Here is a 21,133-nt window from a genome sequence, read left to right as displayed (position 1 = left end):
CGGCAGGTATTCTCGGGCCTGCTGCGGCCGCCAAGCGGCTACCCGCCGGCCTCGCGCACAGGCGGCGGCGGCGTACGCCCTACCAGCAATTAGGAGCTTATGCACCATTCAATCGAACAGTACCGGCAGCTGCTGGGCACCTACCTGCGCCCGCAGCGCGGCCGGGTGTCGCTGCTGGCGCTGCTGCTGCTCGCCGGCATTGCGCTGCAGCTCGTCAACCCGCAGCTGCTGCGCTACTTCATCGACAGCGCCCAGGCTGGCGCGGCGCGCGCCGCGCTGATTGCGGCCGGCGCGGCGTTTGTCGGCATGGCCCTGGCTACCCAGGGGCTGTCGGTCGCGGCCACCTACCTGAGCGAGCAGGTAGGCTGGGAGGCCACCAATGCGCTGCGCGCCGACCTGGCGCTGCACCTGCTGCGGCTCGACCTGGCATTCCACAAAGCGCGCACGCCCGGCGAGCTGATCGAGCGCGTCGACGGCGATGTGACCGCGATGGCCAACTTCTTCTCGCAGTTTGTGATCAAGGTGCTGGGCAACGCGCTGCTGGCGGTGGGCGTGCTGGCGATGCTGTTCCGCGAAGATTGGCGCGTCGGGCTGGCGCTGAGCGCCTTCGCGCTGCTGGTGCTGCTGGTGCTGGTAGGCACCCAGCGCGTCGCGGTGCCGTACTGGAAGCGCGCGCGCCAGGCCAGCGCCGAGCTGTTCGGCTTTATCGAAGAGCGCCTTTCGGGCACCGAAGACATTCGCTCAAGCGGCGCGGTGCCCTATACCATGCGCCGGCTCGCCGAGCATATGCGCGGCCAGATGCGCGTCGAGCGCACGGCCAATGTGATCGGCGCCGTCACCTGGGCTACGCCGGTGGGCCTGTTCGCGATCGGCGTGGGCGTGGCGTTTGTGCTGATCAAGCGCCTGTTCGATGGCGGCGCGCTCTCGCTCGGCTCGGCCTACCTGATTTTTTTCTACACCCAGGCGCTGTTTCAGCCGCTCGACCTGATCACCCGCCAGATCGAAGATTTCCAGAAGGCCGCCGCAGGCTTTGCGCGCGTGCGCGAGCTGCTGGCCGTACGCGGCAGCCTGCGCGATGGCGACACGCCGCTGCCGGCCGGGCCGCTGGCCGTCGATTTCGAAACGGTGTCGTTCGGCTATGCCGACGAGGCCGCCAGCGGCCCGCAGCAAACCAGCGCCGGCGTGCCGGCCGGCGCCTACCAGCCGCCGGCTGAGATCGAGCGGGTTGTGCACGAGGTCAGCTTCTCGCTCGCTCCTGGCCGGGTGCTCGGCATCCTTGGGCGCACCGGCAGCGGTAAAACCACGCTCACCCGGCTGCTGTTCCGGCTCTACGACCCGCAGGCCGGCGCCATTCGGCTCGGCGGGCTCGACATTCGCGACGCCAGCCGGGCCGGCCTGCGCGCCCGCGTGGGCATGGTGACGCAGGACGTCCAGCTGTTCCACGCCAGCGTGCGCGATAACCTGACATTCTTCGACGAGACGATCGGCGACGCGGAGCTGCTGGCCGCGCTGGGCGAGCTGGGGCTGCGGCCCTGGCTCGACGCGCTGCCCCAGCGGCTCGACACGATCCTGGCCAGCGGCGGCGGGCTCTCGGCCGGCGAGGCCCAGCTGCTGGCGTTCACGCGCGTGTTCCTGCGCGACCCCGGCCTGGTGATCCTGGACGAAGCCTCGGCCCGGCTCGACCCGGCTACCGAGCAGCTGCTCGAGCGCGCGCTCGACCGGCTGCTGCGCCCGGCGCAGGGCCGCCGCACCGGTATTATCATCGCGCACCGGCTTGGCACCGTGCTGCGCGCCGACGACATTCTGATCCTCGAGGGCGGGCGCGTCGCCGAGTTTGGCCCGCGCGAGCAGCTGATGCGCGACCCTGGCTCGCGCTTCGCCGCGCTGCTGCGCGTGGGCATGCACGAGGTGCTGGCATGAAACCAGCCTGGTGGTTCTACTGGCGGCTGATCCGCTTTGTGCCGTGGATCTACGCGATCAACCTGGCCGCGATCATCGTGGTGCTGCTGCTCGAGCTGGCGCCAGGGCTGCTCATCCGCGAGTTCTTCGATACGCTCTCCGGCCAGGCGCGCACCGGCCTGGGGGTGCCGGCGCTGGCGGCGCTGCTGGTGGGGGTGGCGCTGGCGCGCATGGCCACGCTGTACTTGCTTCCGGCTACCAACACCACATTCAAGTACACCGCTGGTGGTCTCATCCGCACCAACCTGCTGGCGCGCATCCTCGAGCGGCCTGGCGCGCGCGCGGTGCCCTACTCGCCCGGCGAGGCGATCAGCCGCTTTCGCGAAGATATCGACGAGACGCTGTGGAGCCTGATCCTCACGAACGACCTAATCGCGCTGACGATCTTCGCGCTGGCTGGCCTGGCGATCATGCTGGCGATCAACCCGTTCATCACTGTCGCGGTGTTCCTGCCGCTCGCGCTGGTCGTGGCCGTCACTAACCTTGTCGGCCAGCGGCTGCAGGCGTATCGCAAGGCCAGCCGCGAGGCCACCGGCGGCGTCACCGGCTTTCTGGGCGAGGTGTTCGGCGCGGTGCAGGCGGTGCAGGTTGCCGGCGCGGAAGCGCGCGCGGTGCGTCACTTCCGCAAGCTCAACGACGCGCGCCGGGTTTCGAGCCTGCGCGACCGGCTGTTCAACGAGATCCTGCACTCGGTGTTTTTGAATACCGCCAACCTTGGCACCGGCCTGATCTTGCTGCTGGCGGCCGACGCCATCCGCACCGGCGGCTTCACGGTGGGCGATTTCGCGCTGTTCGTCTATAACCTTGGCTGGATCACCGAGTTCACCGGCCATTTTGGCGTGATGCTCTCGCGCTACCGCCAGGCCCAGGTGTCGTTCGAGCGCCTGGTGCTGCTGCTCCAGGGCGCCCCGCCCGAGTCGCTCGTCGCGCACCGGCCGGTGTGGCCGGCGAGCCCCACACCCCACGCCCCGCGCCAGGAAGCCGCGCCGGCCCCTGGCGATCGGCCGCTGCTCGAGGCGCGCGGGCTGGCATTTCGCTACCCCGATTCGGGGCGCGGCATCGAGCAGATCGATCTGCGGCTGGAGCGCGGCTCGTTCACGGTGATCACCGGCCGGATTGGCGCGGGCAAGACGACGCTGCTGCGCGCGCTGCTGGGGCTGCTGCCGGCCGACGCGGGCGTGCTGCTGTGGGAGGGCGCGCCGGTGGCCAACCCCGGCGCGTTCTTTGTGCCGCCGCGCTGCGCCTACACCGCACAGGTGCCGCGCCTGTTCAGCGCCAGCCTGCGCGAGAACTTGCTGCTGGGCCTGGGCGAAGATCGGGCCGACCTGCCCGCTGCGCTCCACGCCGCCGTGCTCGAGCACGACCTCGCCGCGATGCCGCATGGCCTCGATACGCCGGTAGGTCCGCGCGGCGTGCGGCTCTCGGGCGGCCAGATCCAGCGTGTCGCCGCCGCGCGTATGTTCGTGCGCCAGCCGGCGCTGCTGGTGCTCGACGACCTCTCGAGCGCGCTTGATGTCGAGACCGAGCAGGCGCTATGGGAGCGCTTGGCGGCTGGCAGGCCGCAGACGGCAGGCGATCGCGAGGCCTCGCCGGCCGGCCACTCGCCGCCGACGATATTGGCCGTCTCGCACCGCCGTGCCGCGCTGCGGCGGGCCGATCAGATCATTGTGCTGAAAGACGGCCGCGTCGCCGACCAGGGCACGCTCGATCAGCTGCTGGCCGCCAGCGACGAGATGCGCCGCCTGTGGGCCGGCGACGCCAGCGCACCGCCAGCCTGAGAAGAAAATATCACCAACGCTTGTCGGATCTTCCCTTACAAAACCGGCCGCTAGGCGTATGCTTGACGTATCTGCATTTGACAACTTAGGGAGCATATGGCTGCCGGCCGCGCTGCGCGCCCACGACAGCCAGGAAGGAGCCGGATCATGCGTGTTGCGGATCGGATGAGCACTCCGCCTGTGACCATCGTGCCGGACATGAACCACCATGCCGCGCTACGCCTGATGCAGGAGCATGGCATGCACCACCTGCCGGTCGTCGATCGGCAAGGGCATCTGGTTGGCATCGTCGCCGAGCGCGATCTGCTGCTGGCAGTCGCTCACTATGTTCAAACCCCGATCGAGATCTCCGAGGTAATGCAGCGCAATGTCTTCACCGTCGCCGCCGATACGCTGCTGACCGAGGCTGCCACGCTGATGGTGCGCCACAAGATCGGCGGCCTGCCGGTGGTCGACGCCGAGCAGCAGATTGTCGGCGTCATCACCGAGACCGACATTTTCAAGGCGTTTGTGGCGATGCTCGAAGAGGGCCAGGATTTCACCAAGGCCCGCGGCAGCTAGGCTTCGCCGCTGCCCGCCGCTCGTGCCGCAGCCCCGCTTCCCATCCGGGAAGCGGGGCTGCTTGTTTGCGCGCGGTAGTACAATGAACCGGCGCGCGAATGCCGCGCGATCAGCAGGAGGTGACCATGGCTCCGGAAGTTGTGTACCTGGCGGCCGAGGGCGCGGCTGCGGCGCTGCCGTTCTCCGAGGCGGTGCGCGTCGATCACACGCTGTACCTGTCGGGCCAGCTCGGCACCGACGCGGCGCTGCGGCTGGTGCCGGGCGGCATCGCCGCCGAGACGCGCCAGGCGCTCGAGAATATTCGCCGCGTGCTCGAGCGCAACGGCGGCTCGCTCGCGAATGTGGTGAAGTGCACGGTCATGCTGGCCGATATGGCCGAGTGGCCAGCCATGAACGAGGTGTATCGCACGTTCTTCACCGAGCACCTGCCGGCGCGCAGCGCGTTTGGCGCCACTGGCCTGGCGCTGGGCGCGCGCGTCGAGATCGAGTGCGTCGCCGTGCTGCCGGGCTAGCGCTCGTCGGTCGGGCCGCCCGAGATCGTCTGCGTCAGCGATTTCCAGATGTCCTGCACGGTCGTCTGTACCGTCGCGATCGTCTGGCGGATGGGGTCGGGCGAGAGGCGCGCGTCAAGGCGGGTGCGCGCGTCGTTGAATACGTCGTTCAGCAGCTTGTGCGCGTAGTCGCCGTGCAGCCGCGCGAACTCTTCCACGTACACTTCCAGCATCACATCGGTGTTCGAGCTGGTCTGGGCCTCGCTGAGCACCTGCTGAAGCAGCGCGCGCACGTCGCTGCGAAAATCGTCGGTTGACATAAAAGCTCCTTTAAGGGCAGCCAGCGCCGCGGCCATCGCAGGTTTGACGGCCCGGCCGCGCGCGTTGTTGCATCGCCTGGCTCAGCGCCGCGGGCCGCTCGCCAGTGTCTGGTGGCGGTACTTGCAATGCTCGCAGTAGGCCACGCGGTAGCCGGCCAGCGTGGCGAACTGCAATGCGTGCCCGCAGTTTGGGCAGGCCTCGGGGCCGCGCGGCGCGGCAGCCACCGCTGTTGGCGCTGCGGTGGCCGGCCTGGGCGCGGCGTCGCTGCCATTGGCCGGGCGCGCGCTGGCGCGGAAGCTGAACATCGCGCCGAGCCGCTCGACCAGCAGCGCGTAGTCGATCGCGCCGCGCGATCGCGGATCGTACTCGTAGATCGTCTTGCCCAGCGTCGGCGCCTCCGAGAGCCGCACATTCACGCGGATCGGGTCGGCCACCAGCGCGCCGTAGCGCCCGCGCAGCGCGGCCAGCAGCTCGCCCGACTGGCGCACGCGCGGGTCGAACATCGTGGGGATGATCAGGCGGATGCTGCCGCTGTTGCCCTTCACGCCGGCCACCTGCGCGAACAGTAGGTCGATGCTTTTGAGCGAGAAGTGCTCGATTGCCGTGGGCACGATCACGTCGGTGGCGCAGGCCAGCGCGTTGGTGCTCAGCGTGGTGAGCGAGCCGCCGCTGTCGATCAGCACCAGGTCGTAGGCGCCATACAGCGGGCGCAGGCTTGCGTCCAGCGCGCGGCTCCAGTCGGCGCGGCGGGCGATCTGCGGCTGCACGCTCAGCAGCGTCTCGTCGGAGGCCAGCAGGTCGAGGTTTGGCCGCGCCGGCACGACGCACTCGGCCGCGCCCACGCCGTCGGCCAGCACATCGTAGAGTGTGCGGCGCGGGCGCAGCCCCAGCGCCAGCGCCAGGTTGCCTTGCGGGTCGGCATCAATCAGCAGCACGCGCGCGCCCTTCAGCGCGAACCCTGCGCCAATACTTACGACGGTGGTGGTTTTGCCGATCCCACCCTTGGCATTCGCAACGGCAATGACGCGGCCCATGCCTACCCTCTGATTTCGCGGCCAGGTGCAGTAGATCCAAGTGTATCATACTTACTCCGTTTGATCACTTTCTTTTTGGTATGCCCTAGGGCTCGTGCAACGCCGGCCCTCGCCTCCCCCTACCCCCTCTCCCGAGCGCGGGACACGGGGGATTACTGTTGGCTGTGTGGTGCGGTCGCCGCCGCGACCGCACCACAAAGGCAGATGTGTTTCCCGAAACCAAGAAATCAGCCGAATTTGGTATAATATTGGTGTATAGGCGCAATCGAGGCGGCCGGCTGCCGCCTTGCGGCTCAGAGACATGTATTGGAGGCAGATTTTCTTATGACTATCGCGAATCTGACCATTACGATCTATGCGACACCCTGGTGCGGCGATTGCAAGCGCGCGATGCGCGTGTTCAACCAGCACCAGATCGACGTGTACTATGTCAATATCGAAGAGGACGACGAGGCCCGCCGCTATGTCGAGCAGCTGAACAACGGCTACCAGAGCGTTCCGACGATCGTATTCCCCGACGGCTCGATCATGGTTGAGCCATCGCCGGCGGCGCTGACGCAAAAGATCGCGGCGCTGAACAGCTGACGCGCTGCCGTAGCCATGGCGGCACTTACGAAATGAGCAGCGGCCAAGCATCGCTTGGCCGCTGCTCGTGTTGTGGGCTTGATACCAAATCCAGCTGATCGCTTGGATTATGCCGGGGGTTTGGGGCGGCTTCGCCGCCCCGGCCAAATTCTTTTCTTGTGCGGCGCCGGCACTACAACGCCGAGTTCACCTCGATGATCTGGTCGCGGCCGGGGCCAACCGAGATCATCCCGATGCGCGCGCCAGTCAGCTCGCACAGCCGCGCCACGTAGTCCTGCGCCTCGGCGGGCAGCCGGTCGAAGCGCCGCACGCCGCTGGTTGGCGCCTGCCAGCCTGGCAGCTGCTCGTAGATCGGCTCGACCTTGGCGAGCACCTGGACGTTGCTGGGCGGGTAGTTCAGCTCGGCGTCGTGCAGCCGGTAGCCGACGCAAACCTTGATCGACGGCAGCGTGTCGAGCACGTCGAGCTTGGTGATCACCATGGTGTCGATGCCGTTCACACGCGCGGCGTAGCGCGCCAGCACCGCGTCGAACCAGCCGACGCGCCGCAGCCGCCCGGTGGTCGTGCCTACCTCGGCCCAAGGCGTGCCGATCTGGCGCAGCACATCGGCTTCGGCGCCCTGCACCTCCGAGGGAATGGGCCTTCGCCCACGCGCGTGGCGTAGGCCTTGTACACGCCCACCACCGAGCTGAGACGGGTCGGCCCGATCCCCGCGCCCTGGCAGGCGCCAGCCGCGCCCGGCGGCGATGATGTGACATACGGGTACGTGCCGTAGTCGAGGTCGAGCAGCGCGCCCTGCGCGCCTTCGAGCAAGATCGTCACGTCTTTGTCCAGCGCGCGCTGGACGATCGGGTGGATGTCGGTCACGTGGTCGGCCAGCTTGCGGCCATGCTCGAGGTAGCGCAGGTAGATCTCGTGCAGCGACAGCGGCGGCGCGTTATACACCGCGGCCATCAGCTTGTTCTTGAGGTTCAGCACCTGGCGCAGCCGGCTGAGCAGCGTTTCCTCGTACAGCAGGTCGCCGAGCCGGATGCCCACGCGCGACATCTTGTCGGCGTAGGCCGGCCCGATGCCGCGCCCGGTCGTGCCGATCCGCTGGTCGCCGCGCAGCGTCTCGTCGCTCTGATCCTGCACGATGTGGTAGGGCATAACCACGTGGGCGCGCTCGCTGATGAACAGCTTGGCCGTGCTGATCGCCTGGGCCTGCAGCGCCTCCAGCTCTCGATCAGCACCGCTGGGTCGACCACCACGCCGTGGCCGATGATATTGACTGTGCTTGGGTCGAAAATGCCCGAGGGAACAATGTGCAGCTGAACGCGCCGCGGTCGTTCACCACGGTGTGGCCGGCGTTATTGCCACCGCCATAGCGGATCACCAGCCGAGCGCGCTCGGCCAGCAGATCGACAATATGGCCCTTGCCTTCGTCGCCCCACTGGGCGCCGATCACTGCAACGACCGGCATAGCACGTTTCCTTTGCGAGCTTGGGTAACAACGAAGCCTATTATAGCGCAACCGCGCGCGCTATTGGCAAACCCATAAGTCCTGCTTTTTCCGGCGGCTGTGTAGTAGCCTGGCCGGCGCGGCGCGCATAAGTTGGCTGTTTGTCATCTTGCGGAGTTGACAGTGCCCCGAGACGCGCTACAATACAAGCCATATCAACGGCCTGCCCGCTGAAGCCTCATCGGCGCGACGGCGAAGCCATCCGCCGCTCGGAAGCCCTGGATGCTCACGCTACCATCCACAACCCAGCCCGCGCTGCCGCTGCTGGCCACAGCCGCACGCTTGCTGTCGAGCGACCACGCGTTCGCCGATCGCATCCGCGACTTGTTCACACTGCTGCACGAAGCCGTACACTACTACGATGCCCGCCTGGTCTACTGGCGCCAGACCGCCGCCTCGGGCACGCCCGCCGAGCAGATCGCCACCGCCGACGGCTGGCACACCTACTGGATCGACGACCTGACCGACCTGGCGGTGCAGCGCGGCGCGCCGGTGCATACGACCATCCCGTTCAGCAAGCTGCTCGACGATGCTCCCGGCGATCTGCCCGCCGAGATCGCGTACTTCGGTACGCCGATCGTGTGGAGCGACCAGACGTGGGGCGTGCTCGAGCTGCGCGCGGCTGAATCGGCCGCCTTTTCGCCCGCCGAGCAGGCGTTTGTCGCCGCGCTGATGCCGCTGCTGGCCGCCGCCGTCGCCGTCGAGCATAGCGACAGCGCGCTGCCGACGATCACGCAGCGCGCCGACGAGCTGACCACCGACCAGGCCCACGAGATCGCCATCCTGCGCCAGGCCCTCGAGCCGCCGCTCTCGCTCAGCGCGCTGCTGAGCATGCTGCTGCGCTGGGCGCTCGAATCGACCGGTGCCGAGGCCGGCGCGATCAGCCTGGTCGACGCCGATCGCGGCGAGCTGGTGGTGCAGGTGCACGAGGGCTACCCTTTCAACGAGGCCAACCTGTACGGCGAGCAGCGCCGCCGTCTAAGCTGGGAGCAGGGCGTGGTGGGCAAGGCCGCGCGCACCGGCCGCTCGATCCTGGTGCGCGACGTTCATCGCGAGCCGGATTTTCAGCCCGGCAGCCCGCTGATCCGCGCCGAGCTGGCGCTGCCGATCGTCGCCGAGGCGAAGACGCTGGCGGTGCTCGTGCTCAGCAGCCCGCGCTCGGCCGCGTTTGGCGAAAGCGAGGTGGCCTTCGCGCAGGCGATCTGCGCGCTGGCGCCCCAGCCGCTGCGCCGCGCGCTGCGCTACCAGGAGCTGCTCGAAACCAGCACGCAGCTCAACCAGGTGGTGACGAGCATGCCGATTGGCCTGGCGCTGCTCGACATGCAGGGCCGCGTGCTGCGCCACAACCCGGCGTGGCTACACGTCTGGGGCATCGTCGACAGCGCCGACGACGCGCCGTTCCACGTTCCCTGGGATCTCGTGCCGCTGGTGCTGGCGCGCCTCGCCAACCCGATGGGCCTGAACGATTTCTGCGCCGCCGACCAGGCTTCGCCCACCGAGGTGCAGACGATCACGATCCGCCTGCGCGACCCGCACCAGGAGCTCGACGTGCTGTCGGTGCCCACGCGCGATAGCCTCGGCCAGCTGACCGGGCGGCTCTGGCTGGTGAGCGATGTGACGCGCGAGCGCGAGGCCGACCGGCTCAAGAGCGAGTTTATCTCGGTGGTGTCGCACGAGCTGCGCACGCCGCTTACGTCGATACTCGGCTATACCGAGCTGCTGCTGGCGCGCGACTTCGCCCCGGCCGAGCAGCGTGAGTTCGTCCAGACCGTCTACAACGAGGCCAACCACCTTTCGCAGATGGTCGAAGATATGCTCGGCATCTCGCGCCTCGAGGCCGGCACCGTCAAGCTGAACCAGTGGGTTGTGTCGATGCGCCAGCTGGTGAACGAGATGACCGCCCAGCTCAGCCACCATCTCTCGGTGCGCCACCGTATGATCATCGACATCCCCGAGCAGCTGCCGCCAGCCTACATCGACCGCGACAAGATCAAGCAGGTGCTGTTCAACCTGCTGATCAACGCCGCCAAGTACTCGCCGCGCGGCGGCGAGCTGGGCCTGACGGTCGCCGAGGCCGCCGAGCTGCCGCCCGATCACCCGGCTGGGCGCTTTCTGCTGGTGAGCGTGCGCGACCAGGGCATCGGCATCGCCGCCGAAGACCTGCCGCGGATCTGGGAGCGCTTCTACCGCGTCGACAATACCAACACGCGCCGGATCGGCGGCACCGGCCTCGGCCTGGCGATCACCAAGGCGCTGGTCGAGCTGCACGGCGGGCGGATCTGGGCCGAGAGCACGCCCGGCAAGGGCAGCACCTTTCTCTTTACGCTGCCGACCGTCACCGAGCTCGTGCGGCCATAGCCCGGCTGCCCTGGCGCCGCCGCAGCCTGCGCCCGGCCGAGTAACGAATTTCGCCAGCCTGCACCGGTTGCTATGCCCGATCGCGATACAACCAGCCCGCCAACAAACCTGGTTCCCGCCGCGCCGGCCCGCGCCGAGATCCGCGTCGTCAACTCGCGCTTTATCGCCAGCATCGCACCCGCCGCCAGCGTCGACGCTGCGCGCGCCTTTATTGCCGCAGTGCGCGCCGAGATGCCCGACGCCAGCCATCATGTGCACGCCTACCTGATCGGCCACGGCGCCACCACCACGCTTGGCGCCAGCGACGACGGCGAGCCGCCTGGCACGGCCGGCCGCCCGACGCTGGCGGTGCTGCGCGGCAGCGGCCTGGGCGACACCGCGCTGGTGGTGACGCGCTACTTCGGCGGTACGCTGCTGGGCACCGGCGGGCTGGTGCGCGCCTATGGCGACGCCGCCAAGGCAGTGCTGGCGATCGTGCCGCGCGCCGAGAAGATTGAGCGGCGCGTGCTCGAGCTGGTGGTTGAGTATGGCGCCTACGAGCCGGTGCGCCGCCTGGCCGCCGCGCATGCCGGCAGCATCCTCGCCGAGCAGTTTGCCGCCGATGTGACGCTGCAGGTGCGGCTGCCGCTGGCGCAGCTGGCCGCGTTCACCCGCCAGCTCGAAGAGCTGACCGCCGGGCGCGCGCGCGTGGCCGAGCTGCCGGATACCTAGGGCATACCAAAAAGAAAGTACCCAAGGTGATGCCAAATCCGGCTGATCACGTGCTTCAGGGTGGTGGTTCGGGGGCGGCTGTGCCGCCGTGAATTTCTGCTTCAGGGTGGGGGTTCGGGGGCGGCTGTGCCGCCGTGAATTTCTGCTTCAGGGTGGGGTTTGGGGGCGGCTGTGCCGCCGTGAATTTCTGCTTCAGGGTGGGGGTTCGGGGGCGGCACAGCCGCCCTATGCGCATTGCTTACGCCACACAGCTATCGGTACTCATCAAAAACCGCTGGAAGGTACACGGATGTTTCCTGCGTCGGTTCTTGCGGCAGCCTGCTTGAATACAGCGTGCCAGCGTCGTCAGCGCGTCCCGCAGCCGTGCGGGCTGCCCCATCGCCGTTGCCAGCGCGATCCAATGCGTACGAATTGTCTGTGCCGCTTTTCTTCAACCCGTGCGGGCGCATCCCACCTGCTCACGAGCAGCAGCCAATGCTGCACAATTTGATTGAGCAAGCGTCCATACAATTCACACAGCACCCGCCACGGCTGCACGTCCCGTACCAGATCAATCTGCCCGTGGCTTTTCCACAGCTTAAACAGCAGTTCGATCTGCCAGCGCGCCCGCGCCAGCACCAGCGCCTCCGTCACGGTCAGTCCGTCCGGCGGGATGGTGGTCACAAACACGCTCCACGCCGCCAAGGCCAAGCGTCAGCGCGCTGACCATCTGGCCCTGCGCTTTGGCTTCCTCCCGCAAGCGGCGGCGGCGCTGGTCGACCACCTCCTGCGGTGCCCGCACTGCCAGCAAGCGCGCCCGCACCTGCGCCTCCCGCCCCAGCCGCACCGGCAGATCGAGCGTTGCCTCGGGCATGGCGGCCAGCAGGTCGTGCAGGCGCCGCCCAGCGTCCATCGTCCGTTTGCAGGCTGGTCAGTGCCTGCATGCGGAGAACCAGGACACGCCCTGCGCGTCCAACTCCGCCAGCAGGGCGAGGTCAAAATAGCCCAAATCCACCAGCCGGACCGCGCCCTGCGGCAGATCGTGATGCAGGGTGGCGTGAGCATCCGGTTACCTGCGGCCATCGTGCAGGGTCGGGCCGCGCAAGCGCCCGTGCGCAGGTCGAGGGCGACCTGGAGCTTAAGCGCCGCGTTGCCGGCGTCGGGCGTGCCATTACCGCAGCCGGTCCAGACCGCAGCGAGCGCCTCGGGCAAGGCGATCGTGGTACTATCTTGCACCACCACCTCGGCGAAGCGGTCGAGGATGGGCAAGCTGAGTGGGTCAGCACACAGCACCTCGCCAATCGCAGCCCCGAGCACGTGTTCCAGACAGGTGGCGGCGGTTCGGTCAAACCGCTGATGCAAGGCTTCGGGCGAGATGGTTACGCCCAAGGCGGCACTCGTCTGCGTCAGGGCGCTCAAGCTCGCCTGCGGGTCGGCACCGAGGCCAAACACGAGCGTTTGCACGAACACACTGCCGGTCAGTTTGGCGTCCGAGCGCTGAACAAAGCCGGTCTGGCGGCCGGCACGGTGGCTTCCTCGGTCAACACCGCCGCAAGCGTGGCGGCCAGCTGCAGTATAGTCGTCATCAGGGCGGCTCCTGTCGGTGTTTGGTTGTGGTTTGGCGACAACAACCATACCACAAGAGCTGTCCTTGTCTACTACGCTTAATGCGTATGGGGGCGGCACAGCCGCCCCCGAATTTCTTTTTGTGTTGCACTGCGTGGCTTCGCCACGCAGTGCAACACAATCTACGTATCATAACAAGAAAGTGACCAAACGGAGTTGATACGAAACAGCTCTAGGCCGCGTTGCGGTATGCTGCCGAGACCGAGCGCAGCCGCTCGATCAGGCCCGGCAGCGTATCGAGCACAAAGTCGATATCGGCCTCGGTCGTCGATTTTCCCAATGTGAAGCGCACCGAGCCGATCGCGCGCTCGTAGGCGATGCCCAGCGCCGTCAGCACGTGCGAGGCTTCGAGCGAGCCGCTGGAGCACGCCGAGCCGCTTGACGCGGCGATGCCCTGCTGGTCGAGCAGCAGCAGCACGCTTTCGCCCTCGACGAACTCGAACGCCAGGTTGGCATTATTGGGCAGGCGCTGTGTCGGGTGGCCGTTGAGCGAGCTATACGGCACCCGCTCGAGCACCCCGGCGATCAGCCGGTCGCGTAGCGCCGTGCATTGCGCCACGTGCTCGGCGCGGCGCGCCAGCGCCAGCTCCAGCGCGGTTGCCATCCCGACGATCCCTGCCACATTTTCGGTACCGGCGCGGCGTCGGCGCTCTTGCCCGCCGCCGTTGAGCTGCGGCAGCAGCGGCGTGCCGCGGCGCACATACAGCGCGCCTACGCCCTTGGGGCCGTAGAACTTGTGCGCCGCCAGCGTCAGCAGGTCGACATTCAGCGCGTCGACGTTTAAGTCGAGCGAGCCGGCGGCCTGCACGGCGTCGGTGTGCAGCGGCACGCCGCGCGCCCGGCAGATCGCGCCAAACTCGGCCAGCGGCTGGATTGTGCCGATCTCGTTGTTGGCGTACATCAGCGACACCAGCACCGTGTCGGGCCGGATGGCAGCCCGCAGGTCGTCGGGGCTGACCAGCCCGCCGCTATCGACCGGCAGCACCGTTGTTTCGAAGCCAAACGCCTCGAGGTATTCGAAGGCGTGCAGCACCGCGTGGTGCTCGATCGCGCTGGTGATCAGGTGCGCGCCGCGGCCGGCCTGGCGCTGCGCCAGCGCCACGCCCTTGATCGCCAGGTTATCGGCCTCGGAGCCGCCGCCGGTGAAAATGATCTCTTTGCGGCTCGCCCCCAGCGCGCGCGCCACCGTCTCGCGCGCGTCGTCGAGCGCCTCGAGCGCGGCGCGGCCGGCCTGGTGAATGCTCGAGGGGTTGCCGAATGCTTCGCTGAAATACGGCAGCATCGCCGCGACAACCTGCGCGTCGACGGGGGTAGTTGCGGCGTAGTCGAGGTAGATCGAACGCTCGGCCATGGGAGTTCCTTTGTTGAAATGGCCACGAAGACGCGAAGACTCAAAGATTCGAAGGCGTCGTGTGCCTTGGAGTCTTCGAGTCTTCGTGGCGCTTGATATCGCGTTGGTAGGCTGCGGGCTATGCCTGGGGCGCGGGCGGCGCTGCCACTGGCGGCGGCGCGATCGCCTCGGCACCACGGCCGGGCATCAGCTCAATCGACTCGCGCGCGCGCCAGCAGGCCGCGAAGTGGCCATTGCCATAGTCGGCGAACGGCGGCTCTTCGACTTTGCAGCGGTCGATCACGATCGGGCAGCGCGTATGGAAGTGGCAGCCCGACGGCGGGTTGAGCGGGCTGGGCACATCGCCCTCGAGGATAATGCGCTTGCGGCGCTTTTCGACGCGTGGGTCGGGGATGGGCACCGCCGACAGCAGCGCCTGGGTGTACGGGTGCATTGGCATGGTGTAAAGCTTGCTGCCTTCGGCCAGCTCGACGACCTTGCCCAGGTACATCACCGCCACGCGGTCGCTGATGTGCTTCACCACCGAGAGCCCGTGCGCGATAAACAGGTACGTCAGCCCCAGCCGGTCCTGCAGGTCTTCGAGTAGGTTGATCACCTGGGCCTGGATCGACACGTCCAGCGCCGACACTGGCTCGTCGCACACCACGAACTCGGGCTCGACGGCCAGGGCGCGCGCGATGCCAATGCGCTGGCGCTGGCCGCCCGAAAACTCGTGCGGGTAGCGGTTGATGAAATACGGGTTCAGGCCCACCAGCTGCAGCAGCTCTTGCACGCGCTCGCGCACGGCCTTGCCCTGCCGCAGGTTATGCACGCGGATCGGCTCGCCCACAATATCGCCAACCGTCATGCGCGGGTTGAGCGAGGCGTACGGATCCTGGAAGATCATCTGCACCTTGCGGCGCATGCGGCGCATATCTTCGCCCTTGAGCTTCACCAGGTCCTGGCCCTGAAACAGCACCTCGCCGGCAGTGGGGCGGTACAGCTGCAGAATCGCGCGGCCGGTGGTCGATTTCCCGCAGCCCGACTCGCCCACCAGGCCAAGCGTTTCGCCCTTCTTGATGCTGAAGCTCACGCCGTCGACCGCCTTCACGGCGCCGACCTGGCGCTGGAATACAATCCCCTTGGTGACGGGAAAGTGCATCTGCAAATCACGCACCTGGATCAGATCATTCCCCGATCCGTTTGCATGTGTCGTCATAGCTATCCTCGTTCATCGTAAGGCCGCACGCGGTGTGCGTAGCCGGCTGCTCTGGGCGCCACGCACGGCGCACGGCGGATGATCAGGCGATCTCGGAGACGGCTCGCAGCTCGTCTTTGTTCGGGATCGGGGTTTCGAGCGTAATATCGAACAGGCAGGCGGCGCGGTGATCGGGCCCGACCGGCCGCAGCGGCGGCACTGTCTGGTCGCACTTGCCGGCCACGAAGTAGTCGCAGCGCGGGCTGAACGGGCAGATCGGCGGCAGGTTGATCAGATCCGGCGGCAGGCCGCGGATCGGCGTGAGCTTGCGGCCCTCTTGCTCGTCGAGGCGCGGGATCGAGCGCAGCAGGCCGATCGTGTAGGGCATGCGCGGGTTGGCGAAGATCTCGTTGGTTGGCCCTTCCTCGACGATCCGGCCGGCGTACATCACCACCACGCGGTCGGCCATGCCGGCCACCACCCCCAGGTCGTGGGTGATGATAATCACCGCGGTGCCGGTCTCGTTCTTGAGCCGGTTGATCAGCTCGAGGATCTGCGCCTGGATCGTCACGTCGAGCGCGGTGGTCGGCTCGTCGGCGATCAGCAGCTCGGGGTTGCACGAGAGGCCCATGGCGATCATCACGCGCTGGCGCATGCCGCCCGAGAACTGGTGCGGGTAATCGTCGAGCCGGCGCGCGGCGCTGGGGATGCCGACCATGCTCAGCAGCTCGACCGCGCGCTTGCGGGCTTCGGTGCCGGTGAGCTTCATATGCAGCTCGAGCGACTCGGTGATCTGGCGGCCGATCGTCAGCACCGGGTTGAGCGACGTCATCGGGTCCTGGAAGATCATCGAGATCCGGTTGCCGCGAATATGGCGCATCTCCTCTTCGGAGTAGTCCAGCAGGTTTTCGCCGTCGAACATCACCGAGCCGTTGGCGATCTTGCCGGGCGGGTTGGGGATAAGCCGCATCAGCGACAGCGACGTGACGCTTTTGCCCGAGCCGCTCTCGCCCACGATGCCGAGCGTTTCGCCGCGCTCGAGATGAAAAGAGACGTCGTTGACGGCGTTGACAATGCCGTCTTGCGTCTTGAATTGCACTTTTAGGTTACGAACCTCGAGTAATGGCGGCATAGTAGCGTCCTTCGATATGCATTGAGTGGAACTCAGGATGCCTATATTGTTACCCGGCGTCGCGTGGGTCGAGTGCGTCGCGTAGGCCATCGCCGATGAACGTGAACGCCAGCGTGATCGTCGCGATCGCGATCGCCGGCGCGATCATCAGCCAGGGCTGGGCGGTGAGCGCGGCTTTCCCGTCGAGGATCATATTGCCCCAGCTCACCGGGAACAGCGCGTCGCGGTCGGTGGCCGGGCGCAGGCCGATGCCCAGGTACGAAAGCACCGCCTCGGCGATGATCGCGCCCGGCACGATAAACGCGCCCGAAATAATGATCGGGCCGAGCGAGTTGGGCAGCAGGTGTTTGAACAGGATATTATGCTGGCGCACGCCGATCGCGCGGGCTGCCTCGACGAACTCTTTCTCCTTGAGCGAGAGCACCTGGCCGCGCACCAAGCGGGCCACGCCGACCCAGCCCACCAGCGACAGCGCGCCGAACAGGATCACGAAGCCATTCCAGAACTTGCCGATCGGCGTGTCTTTCAGCGCGGTCATCACGATGATGAAGAACAAAAACGCCGGGAACGAGTAGACGATCTCGGCGAAGCGCATGAGCAGCGCGTCGAGCCAGCCGCCGGCGAACCCCGACACCAGGCCGATCACCGTGCCGAGGAACAGCGTAAACGCCATTGGCACGAAGCCCACCACCAGCGAGGTGCGCGTGCCGTACACCAGGCGGCTCCAGACATCGCGGCCGATCGCGTCGGTGCCAAGCGGGAAGTTCCAGTTGCCCGAAACCGCCGGCCGGTTCGGCACCGATATCCAGGCGGCCTGGCGGTAGCTGTTATTCTGAAAGATGTCGAGCGGGTTATGCCCGGCCAGCAGCGGCGCGATCACCGCCACGATCACCAGAAAGCCGATGTATATCAGCGCGCCCACGGCGGCCTTGTTGCGCAGCAGGCGGCGGCGTGCGTCGCTCCACAGGCTGCGCGGCGCGCGCTGCGCAAACGCCTGCTCGACCGAATCGACCACGCTGTTTGTATTTGTCAGGGTCGTCGCCATAATTCACCTCGTATTCCAGTTGTGAATGTTGATGTACGGGCACGATTCGATCCGCCGCGCCCGCACTGTGGTGCGTGCTTGAGCGCACGCCCGACGAGACGCTAGCCCTGGCTGCGAATGCGCGGGTCGAGCAGGCCATAGCTCAGATCGACGACAATATTGGCCGCCACCACCAGCGTGGCATAGATCAGCGTCGAGCCCATGATCATCGAGTAGTCGCGCTGGAAGATCGCGTCGACGAAGAACTTGCCGACGCCGGGGATGCTGAAGATCGACTCGGTGATCACCGCGCCGGTGATCAGGTCGACCAGCGCGGGGCCGAGCACCGTCACCACCGGGATCAGGGCGTTGCGCAGAATATGCCGCGTGATCACCATGCGCTCGTTCAGGCCCTTGGCGCGCGCGGTGCGGATATAATCCTGGCGCTTGACCTCGAGCACGGTGGTGCGGGTGATGCGCGTGATGAACGACATCGTCGAGAGGCCCAGCACCAGGCCGGGCGCCAGGTATGGCCGCCAGGTATTCCAGTCGTTGTTGGTAATCGAGATCCATTTCAGCGTCGTGCCGAAGAAAATAATCACCAGCAAGCCGATCACAAATGTTGGCACCGACACGCCGATTGTGGCGAAAAACAGGCTGATGTAGTCAACAATCGAGTTCTGGCGTAGCGCGGCCACCACGCCGAGCGGGATGCCGACGCACACCGCAAACAGCATGGCCAAGAGGCCGAGGCGCATCGAGAACGGCCACTGCTTGAAAATAATATCTTGCACGCTCTTGCCGCGCTGGCGATACGACGGCCCCAGGTCGCCGCGCACGGCGTTAGCCACATAGTTGAAAAACTGGCTGTCGAGGTAGGCCCGGCCGAGCGTCAGCGGGTTGCGCTCGCCCTGGTCGTAGAGCTTCTGAAACGCGCTGGTATTCACATACTGCGGTTTATCGAGGCCGAAGCGCCGATTAAGCGAGGCCAGCGTCGCGCCGTCGACCTGTTTCTTGTTGTTGTCTTTATCGAATGGGCCGCCAGGGGCCTGGTGCATCAAAAAGAACGACACCAGCGCCACAAAGAACAACACCGGGATGGCCCACAGGAACCGACGAATAATAAACTGCAGCATGTCGTCAATCCTCTCAAGCCGGCCTGCGCTGCCTGTTGGCGCTGCGCGGGGCGGCGGCGATGCGATGATGGTGGCACCTTGCGAGCGCCACCATCATCACGTTGGTCAGCTTACTGTCCGAGTGTCACATTCATCAGGCCGGTGATCAGGCCGGGCTCGTCCGAGTCCTGCGGCGTGAAGTCGAGGCCCTTCACCCATGGCTTGATCAGGAACTGGTTCTTGCTGTTGCCGTAGATGATCATCGGCAGGCCGCCAATCACCTGCACCTGCGCCTGTTGGTACAGGTCGGCGCGCTTGGCCGGGTCGAGCTCAATGTCGGCGGCGTCCATCAGCTTGTCGGCCGCGGGATCCTTGTAGCTGATGTTCTTGGCGAACTCGGTGCGCGAGTGCCAGAAGATGCTGAGCCAGTCCTGCTGGTCGGGGTAGTCGGCGCACCAGCCACCGCGCGTCAGCTGCGGGAAGGTCTTCGGGTCTTTGCGCAGCGCGGTCAGCGTCGTGGCCTCGACCGGGTCGAGCACCAGGTCGACGCCGAGGTTCTTCTTGTACATCTGCACGAGGTACTCGGCGCGCTGCTGGTTGGCCGGGTTGCTGCTCGAGTAGGTCAGCTTGATCTCGGGCAGGCCCTTGCCCTCCGGGAAGCCAGCGTCGGCGAGCGCCGCCTTGGCCTTGTCGAGGTCGAGGTCGAAGCGCTTCTCATTCGCGTCGTACCCAGGGTACCCCGGCGGGATCCAGGTCAGCGTCTTGACGTTGCTGTTCTTCAGCGCGTCGCGGATGAACGCCTCGCGGTCGAAGCCGTAGGCGAACGCCTCGCGCACCTTCGGGTTGTCGAACGGCTTGCGCAGCAGGTTGAACTCCCAGCCCAGGGTGCAGGCGCCGGCGTAGCTCTTGAACTCCTTGCCAAGCACCGCGTCGGCCTCAACCGTCGGCACGTCGTTCGCGTCCGGGGTCATCACGTCGACTTCGCCGTTCTTGTAGGCTTGCAGCGCCACGGCGAGGTCTTCGATGTACTGGAAGCGCACGCCGGCGATCTTGGGCTTGCCGCCCCAGTAGTTCTCGTTGGCCTTGAACTCGATCAGGTTCGAGGCTTTGTCGATCTTGCTGATCTGGAACGGGCCATTGCCGATCTGCTTGCTGGCATCTTCCCACCACGTCTCGCTCGACTCAAACGAGTCTTTCTTCGACGGGTAGGCCACCCAGATGCCGGCGATCGTCGGGAAGTACGGCGTCGGCTGGGTCAGCGAGAACTTGATCGTCTTGTCGTCGGGGGTGGCGATGCCGAGCTTGGCCTTGAGGTCAGTCAGCTTGGCCTCGTCGGTCGGCACAACCGTGTTGATCACGTCCTCGGCGCCCTTGATCATGAAGAACGTCTGCTGGTAGTCGCCGGGGTTGTGCGGGTCGAGCGAGTGGTAGATCGCCTCGGCGAAGTCCTTCGAGGTCAGCGGCGAGCCGTCGCTGTACTTCAGGCCATCGCGCAGCGTGAACGTCCACTCGGTGCCGTCCTTGTTGCTCTCCCACTTCTCTGCCGCGGCCGGAACCGTCTTCAGGTCTTTGTCGAAGCGGGTCAGGCCCTCGTAGTTCAGGATCAGCACCGCGATCTCGTTCGAGAACGACGATTTCTGCGGGTCGAGCTGATCGGGCCAGGTCGACTCGGCCATGCGCAGGTAGCCGTCCTTGTCGGGCCCGCCCGCGCCAGCATCGGGCGCGGCGGTGGCCTCGGGCGCAGCGGTGGCCTCGGGGGCGGCGGTAGGCGCAGGCGCTGCGGTGGGCGCAGGCGCGGCGGTGGCCTCGGGCGCGGCGGGCGCGGCAGTGGGTGCGGCGGCCGGCGTGCCGCCGCCACAGGCGGCGAGAATCGGCAGAACGAGGGCGAGCAGCAGTGCCATAGCGAAGCTGCTGCGTAGGTTCATTCGCTTCATGTGAAGCAAGCTCCTTTCACAAGCGTCTGTTCACAGCATGATTTCGAGTTCGGAGCGAGCGAGGGTGTCGATCGCTCTGGACCGATATCGTCGGTTCGGCCGATAGCCACCTCCTTTCCAGCGAGACAAACGCGCCTGCAAGATAGCATCGTTGCGCATGCTCAGCGATAGGAACAAGCTCGTCATGGGCCGGCGCTAGCGCATCATGCGCGCCAGCGGCACGACATACCAGTAGGCTGCCGACAGCGGCGCGTACGCCTCGGCCGGCGTGCCGATCGACCACGACCGGCGTGCGCCGGGCGCGTCGGCCGACACGCGTGCGCGTACAGCCGCAAACACGCGTGCCGAATCGGGCGCTGGGTCGTCGGTGCATCGCAAGGCGTCGCGCAGCATACAGTCAAGGTCGTCGACTTCGCGATTGTGATTCGACGTTACGTCAATCAAAGCACCCTGCGCTTCGACACAGCCGTCTTGAAGAGGTCTTATTCCTAGCGGT

18 protein-coding genes and 1 pseudogene are annotated in these 21,133 nt (G+C 66.7%); 8 read left to right on the top strand and 11 right to left on the bottom strand.

Features of this window, described 5'->3' with window-relative positions:
* Positions 1-99: 99 nt before the first annotated feature.
* The 4 genes from U0177_RS04750 (at position 100) to U0177_RS04735 (ending at position 4,810) form a co-directional block, all read left to right on the top strand.
* Entirely contained in the window at positions 100-1,920 is a 1,821-nt protein-coding gene (locus tag U0177_RS04750; protein ID WP_409569446.1) for an ABC transporter ATP-binding protein, read from the top strand.
* Entirely contained in the window at positions 1,917-3,737 is a 1,821-nt protein-coding gene (locus tag U0177_RS04745; protein ID WP_409569445.1) for an ABC transporter ATP-binding protein, read from the top strand. The genes U0177_RS04750 and U0177_RS04745 overlap by 4 nt, the downstream gene beginning before the upstream one ends.
* Before the next feature lie 147 nt (positions 3,738-3,884).
* Positions 3,885-4,298: a CBS domain-containing protein gene (locus U0177_RS04740; RefSeq protein WP_409569444.1), complete on the top strand. Its 414-nt coding sequence runs from the start codon at positions 3,885-3,887 to the stop codon at positions 4,296-4,298.
* Between the two features lie 125 nt (positions 4,299-4,423).
* Positions 4,424-4,810 carry a RidA family protein gene (locus U0177_RS04735; RefSeq protein WP_409569443.1) on the top strand — a complete coding sequence of 129 codons (387 nt, stop codon included), beginning with the start codon at positions 4,424-4,426 and terminating at the stop codon, positions 4,808-4,810.
* On the opposite strand, the gene U0177_RS04730 is transcribed toward U0177_RS04735, so the two are convergent.
* Positions 4,807-5,109 carry a hypothetical protein gene (locus tag U0177_RS04730; RefSeq protein WP_409569442.1) on the bottom strand — a complete coding sequence of 101 codons (303 nt, stop codon included), beginning with the start codon at positions 5,107-5,109 and terminating at the stop codon, positions 4,807-4,809. The genes U0177_RS04735 and U0177_RS04730 overlap by 4 nt on opposite strands.
* Before the next feature lie 81 nt (positions 5,110-5,190).
* Positions 5,191-6,144, bottom strand: a complete 954-nt coding sequence (locus U0177_RS04725) for a ParA family protein (protein ID WP_409569441.1) — start codon at positions 6,142-6,144, stop codon at positions 5,191-5,193.
* Positions 6,145-6,468: 324 nt separating this feature from the next.
* On the opposite strand from U0177_RS04725, the gene U0177_RS04720 reads away from it, so the two are divergent.
* Positions 6,469-6,729, top strand: a complete 261-nt coding sequence (locus U0177_RS04720; protein WP_409569440.1) for a glutaredoxin family protein — start codon at positions 6,469-6,471, stop codon at positions 6,727-6,729.
* Positions 6,730-6,901: 172 nt separating this feature from the next.
* Here U0177_RS04720 and U0177_RS04715 read toward each other — a convergent pair.
* A pseudogene (locus tag U0177_RS04715) lies at positions 6,902-8,191 on the bottom strand (adenylosuccinate synthase).
* Positions 8,192-8,452: 261 nt separating this feature from the next.
* Here U0177_RS04715 and U0177_RS04710 point away from each other — a divergent pair.
* Entirely contained in the window at positions 8,453-10,588 is a 2,136-nt protein-coding gene (locus U0177_RS04710; protein ID WP_409569439.1) for an ATP-binding protein, read from the top strand.
* 72 nt (positions 10,589-10,660) lie between these two features.
* Positions 10,661-11,299 carry a YigZ family protein gene (locus U0177_RS04705; protein WP_409569438.1) on the top strand — a complete coding sequence of 213 codons (639 nt, stop codon included), beginning with the start codon at positions 10,661-10,663 and terminating at the stop codon, positions 11,297-11,299.
* Positions 11,300-11,644: 345 nt separating this feature from the next.
* Here the strand turns inward: U0177_RS04705 and U0177_RS04700 are convergent, their stop codons facing one another.
* A complete protein-coding gene (locus U0177_RS04700; protein ID WP_409569437.1) occupies positions 11,645-11,962 on the bottom strand; it encodes a transposase in 318 nt (105 codons plus the stop codon).
* A gap of 546 nt (positions 11,963-12,508) precedes the next feature.
* On the opposite strand from U0177_RS04700, the gene U0177_RS04695 reads away from it, so the two are divergent.
* Positions 12,509-12,946, top strand: coding sequence for a hypothetical protein (locus U0177_RS04695; RefSeq protein ID WP_409569436.1), 438 nt, complete (start codon positions 12,509-12,511; stop codon positions 12,944-12,946).
* 130 nt (positions 12,947-13,076) lie between these two features.
* Here U0177_RS04695 and nifS read toward each other — a convergent pair whose 3' ends face one another.
* The 7 genes from nifS to U0177_RS04660 form a co-directional block, all read right to left on the bottom strand.
* Positions 13,077-14,255 carry a cysteine desulfurase NifS gene (nifS, locus tag U0177_RS04690; RefSeq protein WP_409569435.1) on the bottom strand — a complete coding sequence of 393 codons (1,179 nt, stop codon included), beginning with the start codon at positions 14,253-14,255 and terminating at the stop codon, positions 13,077-13,079.
* A gap of 118 nt (positions 14,256-14,373) precedes the next feature.
* Entirely contained in the window at positions 14,374-15,453 is a 1,080-nt protein-coding gene (locus U0177_RS04685; RefSeq protein WP_409569434.1) for an ABC transporter ATP-binding protein, read from the bottom strand.
* A gap of 82 nt (positions 15,454-15,535) precedes the next feature.
* Entirely contained in the window at positions 15,536-16,564 is a 1,029-nt protein-coding gene (locus tag U0177_RS04680) for an ABC transporter ATP-binding protein (protein ID WP_409569433.1), read from the bottom strand.
* A 49-nt stretch (positions 16,565-16,613) separates the two neighbouring features.
* Positions 16,614-17,609 carry an ABC transporter permease gene (locus U0177_RS04675; RefSeq protein WP_409569432.1) on the bottom strand — a complete coding sequence of 332 codons (996 nt, stop codon included), beginning with the start codon at positions 17,607-17,609 and terminating at the stop codon, positions 16,614-16,616.
* A 101-nt stretch (positions 17,610-17,710) separates the two neighbouring features.
* A complete protein-coding gene (locus U0177_RS04670; protein ID WP_409569431.1) occupies positions 17,711-18,724 on the bottom strand; it encodes an ABC transporter permease in 1,014 nt (337 codons plus the stop codon).
* Between the two features lie 110 nt (positions 18,725-18,834).
* Positions 18,835-20,637: an ABC transporter substrate-binding protein gene (locus tag U0177_RS04665; RefSeq protein ID WP_409569430.1), complete on the bottom strand. Its 1,803-nt coding sequence runs from the start codon at positions 20,635-20,637 to the stop codon at positions 18,835-18,837.
* A gap of 195 nt (positions 20,638-20,832) precedes the next feature.
* Complete coding sequence (locus U0177_RS04660; protein WP_409569429.1) at positions 20,833-21,081, bottom strand: hypothetical protein; 249 nt, start codon at positions 21,079-21,081, stop codon at positions 20,833-20,835.
* Between the last annotated feature and the right edge of the window lie 52 nt (positions 21,082-21,133).

This window comes from Kouleothrix sp. (genome assembly GCF_046328425.1).
Taxonomy (GTDB): domain Bacteria; phylum Chloroflexota; class Chloroflexia; order Chloroflexales; family Roseiflexaceae; genus Kouleothrix.
This window is presented reverse-complemented; position numbering and strand designations above follow the sequence as displayed.

Coding starts and splice junctions, on each gene's coding strand:
- U0177_RS04750 (WP_409569446.1), top strand. CDS start 100: ATGCACCATTCAATCGAACAGTACCGGCAGCTGCTGGGCACCTACCTG.
- U0177_RS04745 (WP_409569445.1), top strand. CDS start 1,917: ATGAAACCAGCCTGGTGGTTCTACTGGCGGCTGATCCGCTTTGTGCCG.
- U0177_RS04740 (WP_409569444.1), top strand. CDS start 3,885: ATGCGTGTTGCGGATCGGATGAGCACTCCGCCTGTGACCATCGTGCCG.
- U0177_RS04735 (WP_409569443.1), top strand. CDS start 4,424: ATGGCTCCGGAAGTTGTGTACCTGGCGGCCGAGGGCGCGGCTGCGGCG.
- U0177_RS04730 (WP_409569442.1), bottom strand. CDS start 5,109: ATGTCAACCGACGATTTTCGCAGCGACGTGCGCGCGCTGCTTCAGCAG.
- U0177_RS04725 (WP_409569441.1), bottom strand. CDS start 6,144: ATGGGCCGCGTCATTGCCGTTGCGAATGCCAAGGGTGGGATCGGCAAA.
- U0177_RS04720 (WP_409569440.1), top strand. CDS start 6,469: ATGACTATCGCGAATCTGACCATTACGATCTATGCGACACCCTGGTGC.
- U0177_RS04710 (WP_409569439.1), top strand. CDS start 8,453: ATGCTCACGCTACCATCCACAACCCAGCCCGCGCTGCCGCTGCTGGCC.
- U0177_RS04705 (WP_409569438.1), top strand. CDS start 10,661: ATGCCCGATCGCGATACAACCAGCCCGCCAACAAACCTGGTTCCCGCC.
- nifS (WP_409569435.1), bottom strand. CDS start 14,255: ATGGCCGAGCGTTCGATCTACCTCGACTACGCCGCAACTACCCCCGTC.
- U0177_RS04685 (WP_409569434.1), bottom strand. CDS start 15,453: ATGACGACACATGCAAACGGATCGGGGAATGATCTGATCCAGGTGCGT.
- U0177_RS04680 (WP_409569433.1), bottom strand. CDS start 16,564: ATGCCGCCATTACTCGAGGTTCGTAACCTAAAAGTGCAATTCAAGACG.
- U0177_RS04675 (WP_409569432.1), bottom strand. CDS start 17,609: ATGGCGACGACCCTGACAAATACAAACAGCGTGGTCGATTCGGTCGAG.
- U0177_RS04670 (WP_409569431.1), bottom strand. CDS start 18,724: ATGCTGCAGTTTATTATTCGTCGGTTCCTGTGGGCCATCCCGGTGTTG.
- U0177_RS04665 (WP_409569430.1), bottom strand. CDS start 20,637: ATGAAGCGAATGAACCTACGCAGCAGCTTCGCTATGGCACTGCTGCTC.